This window comes from Psychrobacter immobilis, from assembly GCF_904846175.1.
Taxonomy (GTDB): Bacteria; Pseudomonadota; Gammaproteobacteria; order Pseudomonadales; family Moraxellaceae; genus Psychrobacter; species Psychrobacter immobilis_E.
Window position 1 is genome coordinate 176,208 of record NZ_CAJGZM010000003.1, and the last position, 17,631, is coordinate 193,838.

General features: G+C 42.0%; 13 protein-coding genes. 7 read left to right on the forward strand and 6 right to left on the reverse strand.

Going from position 1 to position 17,631, the window contains the following annotated elements; all coding sequences use genetic code 11:
• The first annotated feature begins 235 nt into the window (after window positions 1–235).
• Window positions 236–2,068, forward strand: a complete 1,833-nt coding sequence (locus tag JMW39_RS05350; RefSeq protein ID WP_201544589.1) for a DUF3413 domain-containing protein — start codon at window positions 236–238, stop codon at window positions 2,066–2,068.
• 243 nt (window positions 2,069–2,311) lie between these two features.
• Here JMW39_RS05350 and miaB read toward each other — a convergent pair whose 3' ends face one another.
• Window positions 2,312–3,814 carry a tRNA (N6-isopentenyl adenosine(37)-C2)-methylthiotransferase MiaB gene (gene miaB / locus JMW39_RS05355; RefSeq protein ID WP_201544591.1) on the reverse strand — a complete coding sequence of 501 codons (1,503 nt, stop codon included), beginning with the start codon at window positions 3,812–3,814 and terminating at the stop codon, window positions 2,312–2,314.
• 418 nt (window positions 3,815–4,232) lie between these two features.
• Here miaB and JMW39_RS05360 point away from each other — a divergent pair, with 418 nt between their 5' ends.
• The 4 genes from JMW39_RS05360 (at window position 4,233) to JMW39_RS05375 (ending at window position 9,490) form a co-directional block, all read left to right on the forward strand.
• Complete coding sequence (locus JMW39_RS05360; protein ID WP_201544593.1) at window positions 4,233–6,482, forward strand: lytic transglycosylase domain-containing protein; 2,250 nt, start codon at window positions 4,233–4,235, stop codon at window positions 6,480–6,482.
• Between the two features lie 441 nt (window positions 6,483–6,923).
• The gene (locus tag JMW39_RS05365; protein WP_227679360.1) at window positions 6,924–7,622 is read left to right on the forward strand and encodes a hypothetical protein; all 699 of its coding nucleotides are present in this window, start codon (window positions 6,924–6,926) and stop codon (window positions 7,620–7,622) included.
• A 426-nt stretch (window positions 7,623–8,048) separates the two neighbouring features.
• Window positions 8,049–9,032, forward strand: a complete 984-nt coding sequence (locus tag JMW39_RS05370; RefSeq protein WP_265088447.1) for a malate dehydrogenase — start codon at window positions 8,049–8,051, stop codon at window positions 9,030–9,032.
• Between the two features lie 218 nt (window positions 9,033–9,250).
• Window positions 9,251–9,490, forward strand: coding sequence for a DUF2789 domain-containing protein (locus JMW39_RS05375; protein ID WP_201544597.1), 240 nt, complete (start codon window positions 9,251–9,253; stop codon window positions 9,488–9,490).
• Window positions 9,491–9,594: 104 nt separating this feature from the next.
• Here JMW39_RS05375 and ribF read toward each other — a convergent pair whose 3' ends face one another.
• On the reverse strand, window positions 9,595–10,632 hold the full coding sequence (gene ribF / locus JMW39_RS05380; protein WP_201544599.1) for a riboflavin biosynthesis protein RibF: 1,038 nt from the start codon (window positions 10,630–10,632) through the stop codon (window positions 9,595–9,597).
• A 214-nt stretch (window positions 10,633–10,846) separates the two neighbouring features.
• On the opposite strand from ribF, the gene JMW39_RS05385 reads away from it, so the two are divergent.
• The gene (locus JMW39_RS05385; RefSeq protein ID WP_201544601.1) at window positions 10,847–11,491 is read left to right on the forward strand and encodes a GNAT family N-acetyltransferase; all 645 of its coding nucleotides are present in this window, start codon (window positions 10,847–10,849) and stop codon (window positions 11,489–11,491) included.
• 52 nt (window positions 11,492–11,543) lie between these two features.
• Here the strand turns inward: JMW39_RS05385 and JMW39_RS05390 are convergent, their stop codons facing one another.
• The 4 genes from JMW39_RS05390 to ampD all read right to left on the reverse strand — a co-directional run bounded on the left by JMW39_RS05390 (window position 11,544) and on the right by ampD (window position 15,211).
• The gene (locus JMW39_RS05390) at window positions 11,544–12,179 is read right to left on the reverse strand and encodes a hypothetical protein (protein ID WP_227679366.1); all 636 of its coding nucleotides are present in this window, start codon (window positions 12,177–12,179) and stop codon (window positions 11,544–11,546) included.
• 149 nt (window positions 12,180–12,328) lie between these two features.
• Window positions 12,329–13,879 carry a murein biosynthesis integral membrane protein MurJ gene (murJ, locus tag JMW39_RS05395; protein ID WP_201544603.1) on the reverse strand — a complete coding sequence of 517 codons (1,551 nt, stop codon included), beginning with the start codon at window positions 13,877–13,879 and terminating at the stop codon, window positions 12,329–12,331.
• A 180-nt stretch (window positions 13,880–14,059) separates the two neighbouring features.
• Entirely contained in the window at window positions 14,060–14,578 is a 519-nt protein-coding gene (locus JMW39_RS05400; protein WP_201544605.1) for a hypothetical protein, read from the reverse strand.
• A 45-nt stretch (window positions 14,579–14,623) separates the two neighbouring features.
• Complete coding sequence (gene ampD / locus JMW39_RS05405) at window positions 14,624–15,211, reverse strand: 1,6-anhydro-N-acetylmuramyl-L-alanine amidase AmpD (protein ID WP_201544606.1); 588 nt, start codon at window positions 15,209–15,211, stop codon at window positions 14,624–14,626.
• A gap of 214 nt (window positions 15,212–15,425) precedes the next feature.
• Here ampD and JMW39_RS05410 point away from each other — a divergent pair, with 214 nt between their 5' ends.
• A complete protein-coding gene (locus JMW39_RS05410) occupies window positions 15,426–17,627 on the forward strand; it encodes a DUF4105 domain-containing protein (RefSeq protein ID WP_227679386.1) in 2,202 nt (733 codons plus the stop codon).
• Window positions 17,628–17,631 lie beyond the last annotated feature (4 nt).

Sequence of the window (17,631 nt, forward strand, 5' to 3'; positions counted from 1 at the left end):
AACAATTGTTCAAATTACCTAAAAGCCTTATAATTAACCATTTTTTTATTTCATGAGCTTTCATTTCATTAGAGCTGTTTTTTAACCCATCTATTTTCAAATCAGCCCAATTTAGCCTAAAAAAGTAACTAATACATTATCCTTGATGCCATTATTACTTATGATTGAGCTAATCATTTTGTATAAAGCGTAAAAGGTTTTAGTTCATTCAACTTTATTGCGAATTAATTATAATATGACTATTAAAGAAAGATTAACGATTTATGGGTATTTTATCCTCATAAACTCCGTTTTCGCTATTTTTATCGCCTTACGATACTTAAGATTTTTACCTGAAGTACCGAATGATATGCTAGGACTATTGTTTTTAGTCCTTTCGACATTCTCACATATGGTTGCTTTGACAGCTATTGTGAGTCTTATTCTGCTTCCCTTTTTCTTTTTACCTTATAATTGGATACGCCGAATAATCGTTGCCGCATTAGGATCGTTAATATTGGTTTATCTATTTATTGATACTTCTGTATTTGCAAGCTATCGATTTCATATCAACCCTGCAATGTTAGATTTAATATTCGCAGGGCAAATTGTTAGCTTTTCTATAGCGACTTGGCTAATGCTCATAGGTACTGTGGTAGTGGTATTTGCGATAGAGCTAGGTATTTTATATGGACTTGATGAAGGAAAAATTAAATTACCAGCAAAAACAGGGCGTATTTTTAGCATATCAGCAGTAACAGCGCTATTGCTAAGTAATCTAATCCATATTTGGGCTGCAGCGCACGCTTACCAATCGGTGACGCAGCTTAAACGCTATCTGCCACTGTTCTACCCAATGACGTCTAATAGTTTAATGACTAAATATGGTTGGATTGACGAGGAAGCTTTAGAAAAACAAAAACTGATGACGATGCAAAACCAAGGAGATTTTCATTTCCCATTACAACCATTACAAACTCAAGCCGTAGAAAACCCACCAAATATCGTATTTTTAGTCATAGACTCTTGGCGAGCAGATGCTTTTAATGCAGAAAATACCCCAAATCTGTGGAATTTTTCTCAAAACGGTATGATGTTTCAAAATCATCTTTCAACAGGAAACGCAACGCGAGCAGGGATTTTTGGTTTTTTTTATGGCATTCCATCGACTTATTGGCATAGTGCAATAGATAATAAAACCAGTCCTATTCTTATCGATCGTATGCAAGATTTAGATTATCCATTAGGTATCTTTGCCTCTGCACAGTTAACTAATCCTGAGTTTGACCAAACTGTATTTTTAAAGGTGCCTAATCTTCGCAAAGAGTCTAAAGGAAATACAGCGGTTGAGCGCGATCAAAATATTACCGAAGAGTGGTTAAACTGGTTTACACAAAAAGACAGCTCAAAACCTTCCTTTTCATTTTTATTTTACGACTCACCACATAGCTATGAATTCCCTAAAGACTATCCTCATCGCTATGAGCCGATGTTATCTGAAGTGAATTATTTAAAATTAAACAATAATACTGATCCTAAGCCGTTGATGAATCGTTATAAAACAAGCGTACATTTTGTTGACAGTCTAGCTAAGCAAGTATTAGATGAATTGAATGCTTCAGGAGAGATGGAAAACACTATCGTTATTATTACAGGTGACCATGGTGAAGAGATAAATGACAATAAGCAGAACTATTGGGGACATAATAGTAATTTTTCGAACCCTCAAATACACGTTCCTTTTGTTATCGTTGGTAAAAATGTGCCTAAAAATGTCGATGGCTGGGATAACTACTTCACGAGCCATCAAGATGTTGTACCAACACTATTAAAGAACTATCTTGGCGTGAAAAATCCAATACAAGACTATTCTATGGGAGTGAATTTATTGGGTAAGCCTGTTGATCGTGATTGGCTGCTTGCTTCTAGCTATAGCAAATACGCGGTAGTTGCTCATCAGGATATTATGGAGGTTGGCTCTGCAGGACAATTTTCATACATTAATAAGGAGTATAAGCCATTGAAAGAGGAACCCGATTACGCACGATTAAAGCAAGCAATGGAGCAAATTAGTCGTTTTAGTAAATAAGCTATGATAGTAATATGCGAGAGTAATCTCACCAATAAATAAGGGCGGTTGCAAATAAAAATCAACCGCTAAAAGCCTTACGCTAATACTGAAATTTAATCAGATCAATTAACTCTATTTATGAGCTGTCTCCGGTTTGAAGCATTTACCAAAATGTATTAGAAATAAAGTGAGTAAATAAAAAGCCGTTCTCTATTAAATAGCGAACGGCTTTTTTCTACTAATCCAATTTTTTCTAAAAACTTAAGCCAACACTTCGATTAGCTCGCCTTTCACCATATGGGGACTGACAAAATCGGTAATACGCACACTCACGATTTTACCAAGTAGCTCATCCATTTTATCAACGTCATAAGGGAACATAACAGTACGCGTGTTGTCTGCCGTACCGATTAAGCAATCAGGATGACGATTGGCAATTTGCTCGACCAAAACGCGAGTGGTCGTACCGACCATTTCATGGGTTTTGGCAAGTGTTGAGTCAATGATGACTTTTTGGAATTCTGCCAAACGCTCTTTCTTAGTTTTAAAGCTCACATCATCCGGCAATTCTGCCGCTGGCGTACCCGGACGTTTAGAGTAGATAAAACTATAAGAGTGATCGAAATTTAATTCTTTTGCTAGATTTAAAGTATCTTGGAAGTCTTGCTCAGTCTCACCGGGGAAGCCAATGATAAAGTCACTCGACAAGTGAATATCAGGACGTATGGCTTTAAGCTTATTAATCTGATTGATATAAACATCAATGGTATGGTTGCGTTTCATCGCTGCCAAGATAGCATTCGAGCCACTTTGAACTGGTAGATGTAAGTGTGATACCAACTCTGGTAATTGCGCATAAGCGTCGATGATATCATCGGTGAACTCGAGCGGGTGACTGGTAGTATAGCGAATACGCTCAACACCATCGACGTGCGACACATAATGCAGCAGTTCTGCGAAACGGCAAATACTACCGTCGTCTTTTTCGCCGCGATAGCCATTGACGTTTTGACCAAGTAAATTAATTTCGCGCACACCTTGCTCAGCTAAGCTGTCAATCTCTGCCAAGATATCATCTAGTGGGCGTGATAATTCTTCACCGCGCGTATAAGGCACCACGCAAAATGAGCAATACTTTGAGCAGCCTTCCATAATGGATACAAAGGCCTTATAGCCTTCAACGCGCGGCTCTGGCAGAAAATCAAACTTTTCGATACTTGGGAAGGATACATCTACTGTACCGATGCGATTCTTAGGCGCGATTTCACGCTGCTCATTAGATTGATCATAGAGCTCCGGCAAACGGTGTAAGGTTTGTGGCCCAAAGACCATATCGACATAAGGTGCGCGTTTTTGGATATTGTCGCCTTCTTGTGAAGCGACGCAACCACCAACACCGATAACCAAGTCTGGACGTTTTTCTTTGAGTTTGCGCCAGCGACCTAATTCTGAGAAGACTTTTTCTTGCGCTTTTTCGCGAATAGAGCAGGTATTCATTAACAGTACATCGGCTTCATCGATATTGTGAGTGACTTCCATACCGTGCGAATCACCAAGCACATCAAGCATTTTGCCAGAGTCATAAACGTTCATCTGACAGCCTTGGGTGGTAACAAAGACTTTTTTTGGCGCGCCATTGACTGCTGCTTTGGCTATTGATGTTTGGACGGAACTTGGCGAGTTGAGTGCCGTAACGGTAGGCGCAGTAACCCTTGTGTCAACAGCAGCGTCATCGATGCGGGGATTAAATACAGTAACACTCATAAGCGAAGTCCATGATTGACTAAAAATATAGCGGGGTAGGCGATTAAGCGGTGGCGTATTTTATCACAACCCTGCAGCAATGTGAAAAGTTAGCGTACGCCTATAGGGATAATTATGCTAGATTATTTATAATACTATCAAATGCTTACCTAGTATTGTGGAACAATTATTAGTATTGATAAAGATTGTCGGTATTTGAAGCGTTGTAACATTTTTGTGTTACACAGGGCTATCCGATTTATTAACGAAAAGTAAAGCTTATGGTTGAATATGCAACGAGTATAGTATGATGAAGGTAACCATATCCGTACTATTGTTTAAATGAGCGTTTTAAGTAGGGTGAGAAACACCCTTTTAAACTTAGATTTAAACTATTTATCTAGCCAAATTATTTAGACTTATTATAAAGAGAGTCCGTATGACAAAGCCGCAAGTTGCTCAGAGTATCAAGGATGAAGCTGCCAATCATCAAAATAATAGGCCCAACCACCTTAAAAGAACGATGCTAAGAACCAGTGTGTTGAGTGTGGCAACGGCAATGGGTGCGCTGGCCATATCGCAAGTGGCTTATGCCGAACTGACTTGGGGTAATAATACCAGTAGTAGTGTTAATAATAGTTATCCGCAAGAAGGCAAATACCAGCCTGAGCCTTACCAGCCTCAAAACTATCAACCGGATAACTATCAACCAGACAGCTATCAACCGCAAAGTTCTCAGCCAAATAACAGTTACCAATCAAACACCGGCTATCAAGCTGATAGTGGTGCGAGCTCATTTACAGCAGCGGCGATTGCAGCAGAGCGCGGTGATGTCAACGCGCTTTATAATTACGAGCAAGCGATGAGTGGCGGTTTATTTGCCATGTATCCCACTTATTGGCGCATGAATTTAGACTTAAATTCGCAAAGCCCGGCAGCGGTTTCACAGTTTGTGCGTCAATACCCAGATACGGTAATGGCAGAAAAACTGGTGGCTGATTTTGCTGAAACCAAAGCGGGCTCCAATGATTATGCCGCCGTACGCCAAGTAGCAAATCTCATTACCAACGCTGATGACAGTGAGAAGTGTGCCGTTGCGCTTGGGTTCAATAATGGCGGCGATACCATGCGTGCGATGGCAGCCAAATCTGATGTTTGGCTAAACACCAAAAAGCAGCCAGCACTGTGTGACCAGTTGGCGCTAGAGATGAATAATAATGCGCTGATTAGCAATCAAGATAGAGTATCGCGCCTTAAGCGTATGCTGCGTAAAGGCAGAACGGGCGATATTATGGCGCTGTCTTCGCGATTAGGAACACCTATTCCTTACTCGTCATTGAGTGAGATTCAGCTCAATCCATCAGCATTCTTTAGCCGTTTTGCCCGCGAGCCTGCAAGCCAAATGAATCAATATCTGTACCTTTATGCAATGGGGCGTGTCGCCGAAAAGTCTTATCGTGAGGCCGCATTGCAGTTGGATTTTGATATCAAGCAAGACAATCAGCGCTCAGCCAAATTATTGACGGATGATACCCGCCGTGCTGCTTATCGTACGCTTGGCGTGCAGCGGATGAATCATAATACCGATGATGGCTTTAATGTTGAAGCGGTTGATTGGTTCCGTAATAGCTTGGACAATGACTTTAGCTTTGAAGAAGCTGAATATTATGCTATGGCAGCGATTCGTTTTAGTCGTTGGGATGATGTGGTCGAAGCTATCTCAAAAATGGATGCCGAAACCCAAAAAACCAATCAATGGCAATATTGGCTGGCACGTGCTTATGAGCAATCAAGTGATGCCAACAAACGCAATACCGCTAAAAAAATGTATCAAAACTTAGCAAAGAGTAATGAGTATTATGGTTTGATGGCCAAGGATAAAGTCGGTCAACGTTTTGATGCCAGTCGCTTGGGTGGCAGCAATTTGCCTAACGTTAGTAGCGCCGACCGCGCCCGTGTTATGCAAAATCCACACTTTGCTCGCGCATTTGCTTTATATAACGCTGATGCCAGTCGTGCCTATGCCAATCGCGAGTGGAACTGGGCGGTGAAAAAAGCACGTGACAATCGTGATGATAATCTGATTATTGCCGCTGCTCGTCAAGCATATGATATAGACTGGCTCGATCGGGCGATTTATGCGGTTGATAATACCGATAGAGTCGACAGTTTGGCATTATCACATCCGATGCCGCACCAATCGGCGGTCGTCCGTCACAGTCAGTCGGCGGGTATCGATCCGGCATGGGCTTATGGCATTATGCGTCAAGAGAGTCGTTTTGTGACGTCAGCACGCTCAAACGTTGGTGCTAGCGGTCTGATGCAAGTCATGCCAGATACCGCTAAATATATTGCGCGTAATTTAGGCGAAACTTATAGTGCCAGCCGTGCCAATAGCGGCGATACCAATATCCGTTATGGTACGTGGTATATGGGCGATATCTTTGGAAAATTAAACAGCCAACCAGTCTTAGCGACAGCGGGCTACAATGCTGGTCCAAATAATGCCAAACGCTGGCAGCCAACCTATGGTTCACTCGCAGCTGACCAGTATGTCGAGTCGATTGCCTTTCCTGAGACCCGTAATTACGTCAAACACGTCATGGAAAACGCTACTATCTACAGTAGTCTATTAGGTCGTGGTCAGCCTATTAGCCAACGTATGGGAACGATTCCTGCGGCGTTTTAATTTATAAATATTGCATGACAAAACCATTAGCAGGTAACTGCTAATGGTTTTTTATATGTCGGGCTTGCATATGTATGGCTTTTATATGCACGGCTTTTACATAAAGTGCTTCAATATATCTTGGCTTTATATGGCGCTTTTAAAATTCCTCACTTAAAAGCAATCACCAGCTTATTAAGTCCTGTTTACGTTTCTGCTATAGATTAAAAAAGGCAGTTTGCTACCATTGCTTTCATTACCGTCTGCATTTTTTGTTCATTTATTCTTAAGTAGCTGATATTTTGAAAGCGACCTAACTTGAGTTATAGATAATAATTAAGCGTAAAAGCTCCTATTCGTCATTGCTAGATGCTCTAACTTCTTATGATTAAAAAATATTTTAAGCTGCCCATATCGTCGCGAGCTAAGCGTCAACTATCTATTCAGACAAAGGTGGGCTCGATGTCAAAGACAAGGCTGTCAGAGCATTTTAATGAATGCTTGATGAGCAAAAAGTATGAAAGTAAAGGCAATGCCATACTTGGTGTGACGGCTTTACTATTACTACAGGGTGCCATAACGCTACCTGCACAAGCTGCTAGTGCCAGCAAGACAGGGCAGCGGGTATTGATGATTGAGATGACGCCCGCGCTGTGTAGCTTACAACCGACGCGTGCGCGTATGCGTCAGTGTTTAGAAGGGTATTCGTTAACGGTTTCAGGACTTGATATGGGTTATGGCGAGCGCTGCGGACGCGGTAGTGAGCCGCGTCTGACCCCGCTACAATTAAAAGTGATCAACCGTATCATGCCTGATACTACGGTTCGTACCCAAGCATGGCAGCGTTATGGCGTTTGTAGTCCGCTTAGCGCCAGTAATTATTTTCGCCAAATCACCAACTATGCTGGCGACTTAAAACTGCCGAGTGAGTTGAATACAGGCAACAGTTATACGGTATTAAAATCTCGTTTTGTCGCACAGATGAGCCACTTAAATAGTGGTATGTCAGCTAATAGCGTTGATTTGATTTGTCAGGCAGGAACACGTCGTCAAATGGTATTGACCGACATTCATGTATGTTATGAAGGCAGCTCATTTGGCACTTGTAGTAATGTTGTCGATAACTGTGGCAGTAAGTTTATTATTTCGGGTGGTAAATAATATCTATTCATTGATATCTAAGAACAGCCGTAGCGTTTATTTAATAAGACTGCTTGTTATTTAACGGAAATATCATTTATTTAGTTGCCTTATATTCATGTCAATAATGCTACTAAGACTGCCTTAAATATTTTTAAGGCTTATCTAACGCCTTGTTTTTAAGCCTTTCCCAAAAGCTCAAACATCTATTCGTATAAAATGTAACAATATAACCAGTATTGTCAGCAATCGCATTCGCGCTTTCTCTAGACGATTAATAGGCTGAGGTGCTACACTAGCTATCGGTTTATGACTGCTATATAGAGCGAGCAGATCGCTATCTCAAACGATATTCATCAATCAGAACCATCCATTAGAATCATTAATCAGAACTATTCATTAGAATCGTGAATTATCTAATCTATAATTAGGGAGTATTCAATGTCAATGAAACAGCCTTTACGTGTTGCCGTCACTGGTGCCGCTGGTAATATCAGCTATGCTATGTTATTTCGTATTGCCTCTGGTGAGATGCTAGGTAAAGATCAGCCAGTTATTTTGCAATTGCTTGAAATCGCCCCAGCACTTGACGCCCTAAAGGGTGTGGTCATGGAATTAGAAGACTGTGCATTCCCATTATTGGCCGGTATTGTTCAAACTGATGATGCGACCGTTGCATTCAAAGATGTTGACTATGCTCTGCTAGTCGGTTCACGTCCTCGTGGTCCAGGTATGGAACGTAAAGATTTGCTAGAAGCCAATGCTGCGATTTTCTCAGCCCAAGGTAAAGCATTGAACGACGTTGCTAGCCGTGATGTTAAAGTATTGGTCGTTGGTAACCCTGCGAACACCAACGCGCTTATCGCTCAGCGTAATGCACCAGATTTAGATCCACGTAACTTTACGGCTATGACTCGCCTAGATCACAACCGTGCGATGGCACAGTTAGCTGGCAAAACTGATAGCACCGTTAATGACGTGAAAAAAATGATCATCTGGGGTAACCATTCATCAACTCAGTATCCAGATCTAACGGCTGCAACTGTCAATGGTAAGCCAGCGCTAGATTTAGTCGATCGTGAATGGTACGAAGCCACTTATATCCCAGAAGTACAACAACGCGGTGCCGCAATTATTAAAGCGCGCGGTGCATCATCTGCCGCTTCTGCTGCCAATGCTGCCATTGCACACGTACGTACATGGGCACTAGGTTCTGATGAAAACGATTGGGTCTCTATGGGCGTTTACTCAAACGGCGAATACGGCATTGCTAAAGGCTTAATCTACTCATTCCCAGTAACCTGCGCTAACGGCGACTGGTCTATCGTAGAAGGCGTTGACGTGTCATCAGATTTCTCAAAAGAGAAAATGGCCGCAACTGAGCAAGAGCTTAGCGAAGAGCGTGATGCAGTAGCACACTTGCTTCCATAAGTAGGCAATTTACTCAAGCTGTTATATAGAATTTAATCTAAAAAGCCCTCTACGATAGAGGGCTTTTTTGTGCCTTGATCATCCATTAATACAATTGATAACGTTAGTTAAACGTTGATTAACAGCTATTAGTCTAAAGCTTGCTACAATAAAGTGGTTAATTCAAATAATAAATACAATCAAATCATTATCAAATTTTTTTATTAAGGAAAAAGACTATGTTGGGTGAACCTGAATATAATATGAATGAGTTATTTGCGCAGTTAGGACTTGATAGCTCGGATGAATCCATTGATAGTTTTATCGAAAAAAACCAATTAGCAAAAGAAGAAAAGTTAATCGAGTCGACGGTATGGAATGACAGTCAGCGTGCCTTTTTGCAAGAAGAATGGAATAAAGATGCCGCATGGGTCGAGGTTATCGATGATTTAAACGTGCGTATGCATCCTGATTCTTAGACTTAGAAAGTAGTAAGCTACTAGACCAAGTAAAAACCCACAAACGTCAATAACGCTGTGGGTTTTTTTATACGTTAAGTTTTTATATGGTCATAACTATCATTCTAGCTCTGCTGTTCACGCCATTCGAGTAAATCAATCACATCGTTATGAATACCTGCTTTTAACGCATCTAAACTCTCATAATGACGCTCGCCATGTAAATAATGCAAGAAACGTACTTGTAAGGTTAAGCCGTATAAGTCTGCTTGGAGCTTAGGAAAATGTACCTCTAAGCGCCAATCATGCTCTTTATCTACCGAAGGTCTGATACCAATATTGGCGGTACCAAATAAGCTATGCGGGCGTAAACCTGCAACCCCTGAATTTTCGCTATTAGTCAGTGCGGTCAAGCCGTTCGGTATGACATCACCATTATCATCAAGGCTAACGACATCGACAGCAAAAATGCCATGTAATGCAGGTTTTATGCGCTTTAGATCGACATTGGCAGTGGGGAAGTCCATAGTGCGACCGATTTTATCGCCACCAACGACAACGCCTGTCATCGCATAATCGCGACCCAGTAACGCATTTGCCGCATTAAGGTCACCTGCCAATAATAGGTCTCGTATACGCGTAGAGCTAATGCGAGCGCCTTTGCCTTTATCGTCGATAACGGTGTGCAGATTCGTCACATCTAAGCCATAATCACGTAAAAACTGACTGTCACCAGTACGATCATGACCGAACTTAAAGTCATCACCCAACACCAATGCTTTTACATTGAGGCGCAGTGCTAAAATATCGGCAAATGCCTGTGCCGATAGCGAGCGAAAATCGCTATCAAAGCTTGCAACAATCAAAGTCTCGATGCCATACTCTTTAAGCAAAGCTTGCTTTTCGGCAAGATTGGTTAGGCGGGCAGGCGCGGTAGCTGGCGCAAAAAACTCACGTGGCTGCGGCTCAAATATCATGACTGCCGAGCCAATATTTTGTGCTTTAGCGGTATCGCGAACTTGTGCCAGCATCGCTTGATGACCCAAATGCACACCATCGAAGTTGCCAATAGTCAGCACGCAGGCTGCCAAATCTACTGGGCTAGTATTGGCAGACACAGCACTTGGCGATGCCATCAGTTGCTCAAGAAAATAGGTATTCATAAATTTTCAGCTATGATAGATAAGACCAGATAAAAAAGAAAAACACACCGCTACTTAAAGAGATTTCCAAAACAGATGTGTTTAAAAGCAGCCATTATAAAGTAAAATAGCCCTAGTAACATCCTATAGTCTGTTGTTAATGAAACAACAAGGCTAACACCTTAGCTGCTATTTATTACTTATCATTATTATAATGACACTTTATGGAAAAGCTATGTCTGATGCTATCTACACTGCTGATTGTGATGATGTTCATGATTCTATAATGCATACATCACCAGTCTATAAACTTAACGAGCGCTTTATTGTTCAGCGTGCGCATAAAGAAGGCTTGCCAGAAATTTTAGCGATTTATAATCAAAGTATCGCCGGCAAGCAAGCAACCGCTAATCTAACGCCTGTCAGTTGTGAAGAGCGTCAGGATTGGTTCAATGAGCATGTAAATAGTGCCACGCGACCTATTTATATTGTTCGCGTTGCTAGAGAATCAGAAACTATAGGCGTTATAGGTGAGGCGCAAACATTATCGCCAATCGTCGCCTGGGGCAGTTTTAGTGATTTATATGCACGACCGGCTTATCATATCAGCACTGAGATTAGTATCTACTTGCATCAAGATTACCATGGCCAAGGATTGGGTAGCTTATTGACACGCTGGATGCTGACGCAAGCGCCGAGCTTAGGTATTCATAACGTGGTGGCGCTTATCTTTGCGCATAATCAGCCAAGCTTAGGATTGTTCCGTAAGCTTGGCTTTGAGCAATGGGGCTATATGCCAAAAGTGTGCGATATGCAGGGGTTTATCGCGGATGTGGTGATGCTTGGTAAAGCGATGATGGTAGCTAATAATGACAAATAAGACAGCTAATAATGCCAAATGAAGGAATTTTAGATAATAGCATTTAGATTTCTTATCCTAAAATCTTCCATTTTCCGTCTATCTTTTGTAGCTCATAAGTCAATGACGCCGGTTCACTTTGCCCTCTTAGCATCAACTCGCCAGTGATGGTAGCATGGGTTTTATTATCGCTGTATTTGGTATCAGTAAAAGTAACACCGTCAACCGTTTGCTGGAAAGCCGATTGGGTTTTGGCAAGCTCTTCCTCGAAGTTCGCCATATCTACTTTATAATAAGTAGCGGCTTGTTTGGCGTCGCCATAATATAAGCTGTCTAGTGCCTGTTTAACCGTATCTTCTGGCGTACCATCTTGGGTCGGATTTGTGACCAAGCTTTTTTGCTTAGCGGCAGTCGTAACAGGATTGATATTATCGCTAGCAATCGTGGTTTCATCTTTAGCGTTATCTACTGCCTGTTTACTATCAGTAGTAGTGCCTGTTAATTCTACTTGGCTCGCGTCGTTCTCAGATGTTTGCGCGACCGCTGCAGTGTCTTCATTACTGCTTGCAGTATGAGCCGCGGTCTCTGCTTCACCCTTATCATTATTGCTACAACCACTTAAAAGTAGTGCGGTGCTCAGGATACCAACAGTTAATATGCTTGGTAAGCATAACAAGGTTGATGGTAAAGCTGATGATTTAGTCGTCATATTAGTTCTCAGAATTCATTTATTTCTTAAAGAGCAATTATGGCAACTATCAGCGGCATGCACTGTCAATTCTCATACCAAGCTTGTTCTGGTTTGGTAAATTAAAGCCTCACTTGGCTTTCAGTAATTAATGTTTAACGCTTACTGTTTTAACCATGTTTCAGATGGCGAGGACGGAATCCCGTTGCCAATAATACTATGCCATAAACCAGCGCACCGACCACACACATAATCAGTAGCGCAACCAAACGTTGCCACTGTGCTTCATTGGTTGGAAAGTAGGGTAGCATGACGTAAAGTACAGCGACCATGGCAGTGGTAGAAACTGCAAATTGCGCAAACAGCTTTTTCCAATGACTGCCAAAGCGGAAAATCTCACGCTTATGCAAGAAGTAATATAATAAGCCAGCGTTCACAAATGATGCGCCAGTCGTCGCAAGTGCTAGTCCACCATGTAACGGCATGTCAAAAAAGTAAAATATGCCAATAAAGATGACACTAAAAATCATATTAGCAAAAACGGAAATAATACCAATTCTGACTGGGGTGCGGATATCTTGACGAGCGAAGAAAGCAGGGGCAAAGACTTTAATTAACATAAAGCCTAAGATGCCACCCGCCATGCTTTTTAGCGCGAGCGAGCTCATTTGTGCATCACGTAAGGTAAATTCGCCACGTAAAAACAGCGCTTGCATCAGCACATCTGACAGAATAAATAGCGCTGCCGATGCAGGTACACCGACTAAGATGATTAAACGTGCTGCCCAATCGATGGTCTTTTTAAAGCTGATATCGTCTTTTTGCGCTTCACTTTTTGATAGGCTAGGTAAAATAACCGTACCAATTGCCACGCCAATTAAACCAAGTGGTAGCTCACTCATACGCTCAGCAGCGTATAGCCATGAGACTGAGCCACCAATCATCAAAGAGGCAAAAACAGTATTTAATAGCAGATTAATCTGAGTCACCGATACGCCAAAGATAGCCGGCAGCATTAATTTTAATATACGCCTGACGCCTTCATGCTGGAAGTCGATTTTCGGCATCACCAGTAGCTTTTGTTGGGACAATTGTGGTAACTGAAGTAGAAGCTGTAATAAGCCTGCGATAGCGACCGCGTAACCGAGCGCCATAATAGGTGTCTCAAACATCGGTGCAAAAACCAATGCGCCGCCAATCATACATAGATTGAGCAATACGGGTGCAAAAGCAGGCGCGGCAAAACGCCCGTAGCTTTGCAAAATACCACTAGCAAAAGCGGTCATAGAGATAAATAATAAGTAAGGAAAGGTCAGGCGTAACAGCTCAGCGGTGATGGCAAACTTATCAGGTTGATCGGCAAAACCGGGCGCAAATAATGTCACGACCCATGGTGCCATTAAAATAACCACCACGGTCAGCATCGACAGGATTAATAGCAGAGCGCCTGAGGTGCGACTGACTAATATCTGTACTTCTCGTAAGCTGTATTTCTCTTTGTATTCCGATAAAACAGGCACAAAAGCTTGACTAAACGCACCTTCAGCAAATAGACGTCGCAGAAAGTTAGGTATCTTAAAAGCGACTAAAAAGGCGTCCATCAGACCACCAGCGCCAAAGACGCCTAATAATACAATATCGCGTACCAAACCCAAAATACGTGACAGCATGGTCATACTACTGACCACCATGGTTGAACGAAATAAACGACTTTTTGCCATGAGAACCTATTCTGCTAATTTGTTTACTAAAGGTTGTTTGTTGATGTAGTGTTGTCAAAAAACTGACGGATTATAGCACTTTCATCACACTGATAAATGGATTGAATGTGGAATATAGAATGATAAAAAATCGTTGATAAGTGGCGATAATTTTTTTAATTGCGACAAATAAATTAAAAATCAAATAGTTTTATAAATTTCATTCAAGAGACTAAATAGCTCGGAGCGTTTATCAATCATAGATTTTCTATAATTGGCTGTATCATTATGGTCGAAAGGTATATCTACAGACTCGACTCTCTTTTTAAGAGCTATAACTGTTTCGCCATATTCTCTGAGCTTAATTTGAGCGCTACCATAGCCAAACAATAGTAATAAAGATTCTGCTTCCGTTAGTTCACTAAAGCTATCGAATAGTTTATTTTGAGAATCTAGGAATCCGTTAGATTTAGGAAGAGATGAGTCTGGAACCAGTCTACGCCGCCAATCAGTGGCAAATGCCCAATAATTCAGAGCAATGGTATTAAAATTCTCTACTTTTTCTGCAACTTCTTTTAACATCTCAAACTCGCGTTCTACTTTAGCTTTTTTAAGCTCATTACGATGTTGTGTTGAGGACAGTAGAAAAGTAATAACGCCTGCTATCAATGTGGCCAAACCTATCTTTACTGCTGAATCGACCACTTCAATCCAAGTCATAATTTTTCCAATCGATGAATAGTTATTATTGAAATTAAGAAATAATTACTTTAATAGGGCTGCAATCATCTCACGCAACTTTTTCCATTCAAAATAATCACCGGGGTCTGTTTTGCGACCGGGTGCAATGTCACTATGACCAGTCAGATGCCGACGGGTTTTTGGATAGGCGTCATAGATGGCGACAATAACTTTGGCAAGCGCTTCATATTGGTCAGTAGTGAAGGACACAAAATCTGAACCTTCAAGCTCAATGCCAATGCTATAATCATTACATTCAGGGCGACCCAAATAGCTAGAGCGTCCGGCATGCCACGCGCGTTCGTTAAAATTGACAAATTGAGTAATCGCGCCATCGCGCTCTATAAATAAATGCGCTGAGACTTCTGCGCCTTTAATGGTTTGAAAGTAGGGATGTGCTTCCCAGTCTAGTTGATTGGTAAACAACGCTTTAACGTAATGTAGACCGTCAGTATCGCAAGCCCCAAATTCATTGGGTGGCAAGCTAATATTGTGAATAACAATGGCATCAATCGCGACATTTTCAGGTCGTTTATTATAATTGGGTGAGGCAAGCCAAGTCGCAGCTAATAATCGACCGGCATTAACAGTCATTGACGATGCTGTGGACATAATACTCTCTTTTATAATTTGATAAATAAGTGCGCAGTAAATGCTGATGATTATATTTTTTTATCAATAAATGGCGTATCTACTTAAAAAGCCGTCATTCAAAACAATGGTTTAAAGCAGTCGTTCAAAACGATAATTTATAATATCACTCTAATAATTCGATAGAACTCATAACGCGATAAGCGTATGACTCCTACCGTGCGAGATGTTACTCATGTCTATATATTCAAACCTTTTGCCGATAGATTGTACGCCAACAAACATTGGCAGGCGAGCGCGTTTGCCGCTCACCATAGCCGGACTGCTACTGACGGCACAGGCACAGGCATTTTTGCCGACGCCCGCATCGCTTGTGACAACAGGTGAGTTGGCACTAGATACTACTGACGCTAAATCACAAAATGCTGAGCCAATATTAACGGCTTACACTAATCCAGTTGTCGCCGAATCAAATGATACCATCAAGCCAGATAGTGTCTCAAATACCGCAGTCACTTCTCGGACATATAACAATCAAAGTGCTAATAATAGTGATAATAGGGCGAACACCCAACAGCTATTAGCATCATGGCGTGCGCAAGCAAAGACAGAAAACCTTGCCCAACATATAACATGGCGACGGTTATTATATTTCTTTGATGATCAAAAGAACTTAATCGGCAAGAAAAAAAATACTAGTATCGTTGATGATGCTGCCTTTTTTTTAAGTAAGAATGGACAACAAGATTCCGCTGCAGAGCTTGATGCATTGTTGGTTGCCCTTGCTGACGAGATGGCTACGACTCCAGATAACAGCACTGCTAATAACAAACTATCCAATCTTGCGACTAAAAACTCGGTACTCTGCCGTTTCCCCGCACGCGTCCAATGGCTGACTGATACACTCAATATCGACAAAAGCGGCTTGCAAGTCGACTGTCCAGAGCTGAATGAGTGGATGCAAAAGCTGGCACCCGAGCAGCTGTCTATTATGTTTGCGCAAGAATATTTAGACAATCCTATCTCAGCTTTTGCTCATACGTTATTGCGCATCGATTCTAAAGCCAGCGTGGCGGATCCAAGCCAAATTCATCATGCGGTTGCGCTAAATTATACGGTGGGCGGTGATTCAACCGATAATTTTTTGGTATACGCCGTCAAGTCGATGATTGGTAGCTATGACAATCTCATTGAAATTGACCCTTATCCCGAAAAGCTGGCAAAGTATCTGCAAGAAGACGAGCGTGATGCGTGGACCTATCAATTGGATTTAACCCCAGCAGAAGTGCAGCAGATTATGTTGCATGTCTGGGAAACCAAAGATTTGAAATTGCCGTATTACTTCACCACTGATAACTGCGCGTCTGAGATTTTACGCTTAATTGATGTGGTACGCCCGCAGCAGCATTTATTAAGCCGCCTACCTTATGCCGTAATTCCCTCAGATGTCGTGCAGTTACTTAATAGCGAAAACTTACTTGCCAGCACCAATTATACACCCGCTGATAGCACCTTGCGCCAAGCACAGTTAAACAAGGTTAAAGAGCAGCGTGAGCAATTGGGCTATCATAATAACGCTAAGCAGACGTTAAATGAGATTAAGTCTGCCCAGTTGAATCCAACCTCGAGCATAGCCGCCGATGGGGAAACGCTATTGCCACGTCGTATTGCGGTAGCCGATAATAATCCAATAGACAGACATCCGCTGCAACTGGGGTTTATCGGGCTAGGGCAGCGCGGTGATAATAATTATATTGATTTAAGCGTGCGCGCAGGTTATCACGATACTCTTGATCGACCGTCAGGATTTCCACAATTCTTTGATTTAGAAGGCGCGGCTGTGACTTTACGCCTCTATGATAATGATAAGGCCAATCAGCCAAGCAGCGTGGTTTTGCAAAATGTGACCTTGGTACGAGGGCGTTCATTTAATCCAGTCAATTCTGCTAAAAAAGGCAAAACGTGGGGCGCCAGTATTGAAGCGACCCGCGTGAACGACGGCTCGCAGCAGGATGGCAGCGATCACTTAGTCGGTAGTCTAGGCTATGAGACGGGTTGGTCGTGGGCGTTTGGTACTCCTAGCTCAAATACAGGCGAGATGCCGCCGCAGCTATGCTATACGTTTTTGGCAGGAACGGCGCAAGCAGGGCGCGGTATAAATAAAGGCTATCGTGTTGGCGCAGGTATCAATGCCGGTTGCCGCTATCAGATTAACAATCAGTTACGTGCGCAGGCTGAATTGCAACTGCCATATTGGTATCATGGCAGCAGCGATGAGTCTAATGCTCGTGGTCATTATTGGCAGCCGATATCGACATTAGGGCTACAATACGACATCGATAAAAAACAAGCATTACGTATCAATGCCAACTACGAATGGCAAGATCGTATCGATGCCAAAGAAGACATACAGCTGTTGTACAGACGCTATTTTTAGCACT

What these genes read in the sequence shown, in the direction of transcription:
- JMW39_RS05350 (WP_201544589.1), top strand. Translation starts at nt 236, where the DNA reads ATGACTATTAAAGAAAGATTAACGATTTATGGGTATTTTATCCTCATA.
- miaB (WP_201544591.1), bottom strand. Translation starts at nt 3,814, where the DNA reads ATGAGTGTTACTGTATTTAATCCCCGCATCGATGACGCTGCTGTTGAC.
- JMW39_RS05360 (WP_201544593.1), top strand. Translation starts at nt 4,233, where the DNA reads ATGACAAAGCCGCAAGTTGCTCAGAGTATCAAGGATGAAGCTGCCAAT.
- JMW39_RS05365 (WP_227679360.1), top strand. Translation starts at nt 6,924, where the DNA reads ATGTCAAAGACAAGGCTGTCAGAGCATTTTAATGAATGCTTGATGAGC.
- JMW39_RS05370 (WP_265088447.1), top strand. Translation starts at nt 8,049, where the DNA reads ATGAAACAGCCTTTACGTGTTGCCGTCACTGGTGCCGCTGGTAATATC.
- JMW39_RS05375 (WP_201544597.1), top strand. Translation starts at nt 9,251, where the DNA reads ATGTTGGGTGAACCTGAATATAATATGAATGAGTTATTTGCGCAGTTA.
- ribF (WP_201544599.1), bottom strand. Translation starts at nt 10,632, where the DNA reads ATGAATACCTATTTTCTTGAGCAACTGATGGCATCGCCAAGTGCTGTG.
- JMW39_RS05385 (WP_201544601.1), top strand. Translation starts at nt 10,847, where the DNA reads ATGTCTGATGCTATCTACACTGCTGATTGTGATGATGTTCATGATTCT.
- JMW39_RS05390 (WP_227679366.1), bottom strand. Translation starts at nt 12,179, where the DNA reads ATGACGACTAAATCATCAGCTTTACCATCAACCTTGTTATGCTTACCA.
- murJ (WP_201544603.1), bottom strand. Translation starts at nt 13,879, where the DNA reads ATGGCAAAAAGTCGTTTATTTCGTTCAACCATGGTGGTCAGTAGTATG.
- JMW39_RS05400 (WP_201544605.1), bottom strand. Translation starts at nt 14,578, where the DNA reads ATGACTTGGATTGAAGTGGTCGATTCAGCAGTAAAGATAGGTTTGGCC.
- ampD (WP_201544606.1), bottom strand. Translation starts at nt 15,211, where the DNA reads ATGTCCACAGCATCGTCAATGACTGTTAATGCCGGTCGATTATTAGCT.
- JMW39_RS05410 (WP_227679386.1), top strand. Translation starts at nt 15,426, where the DNA reads ATGTCTATATATTCAAACCTTTTGCCGATAGATTGTACGCCAACAAAC.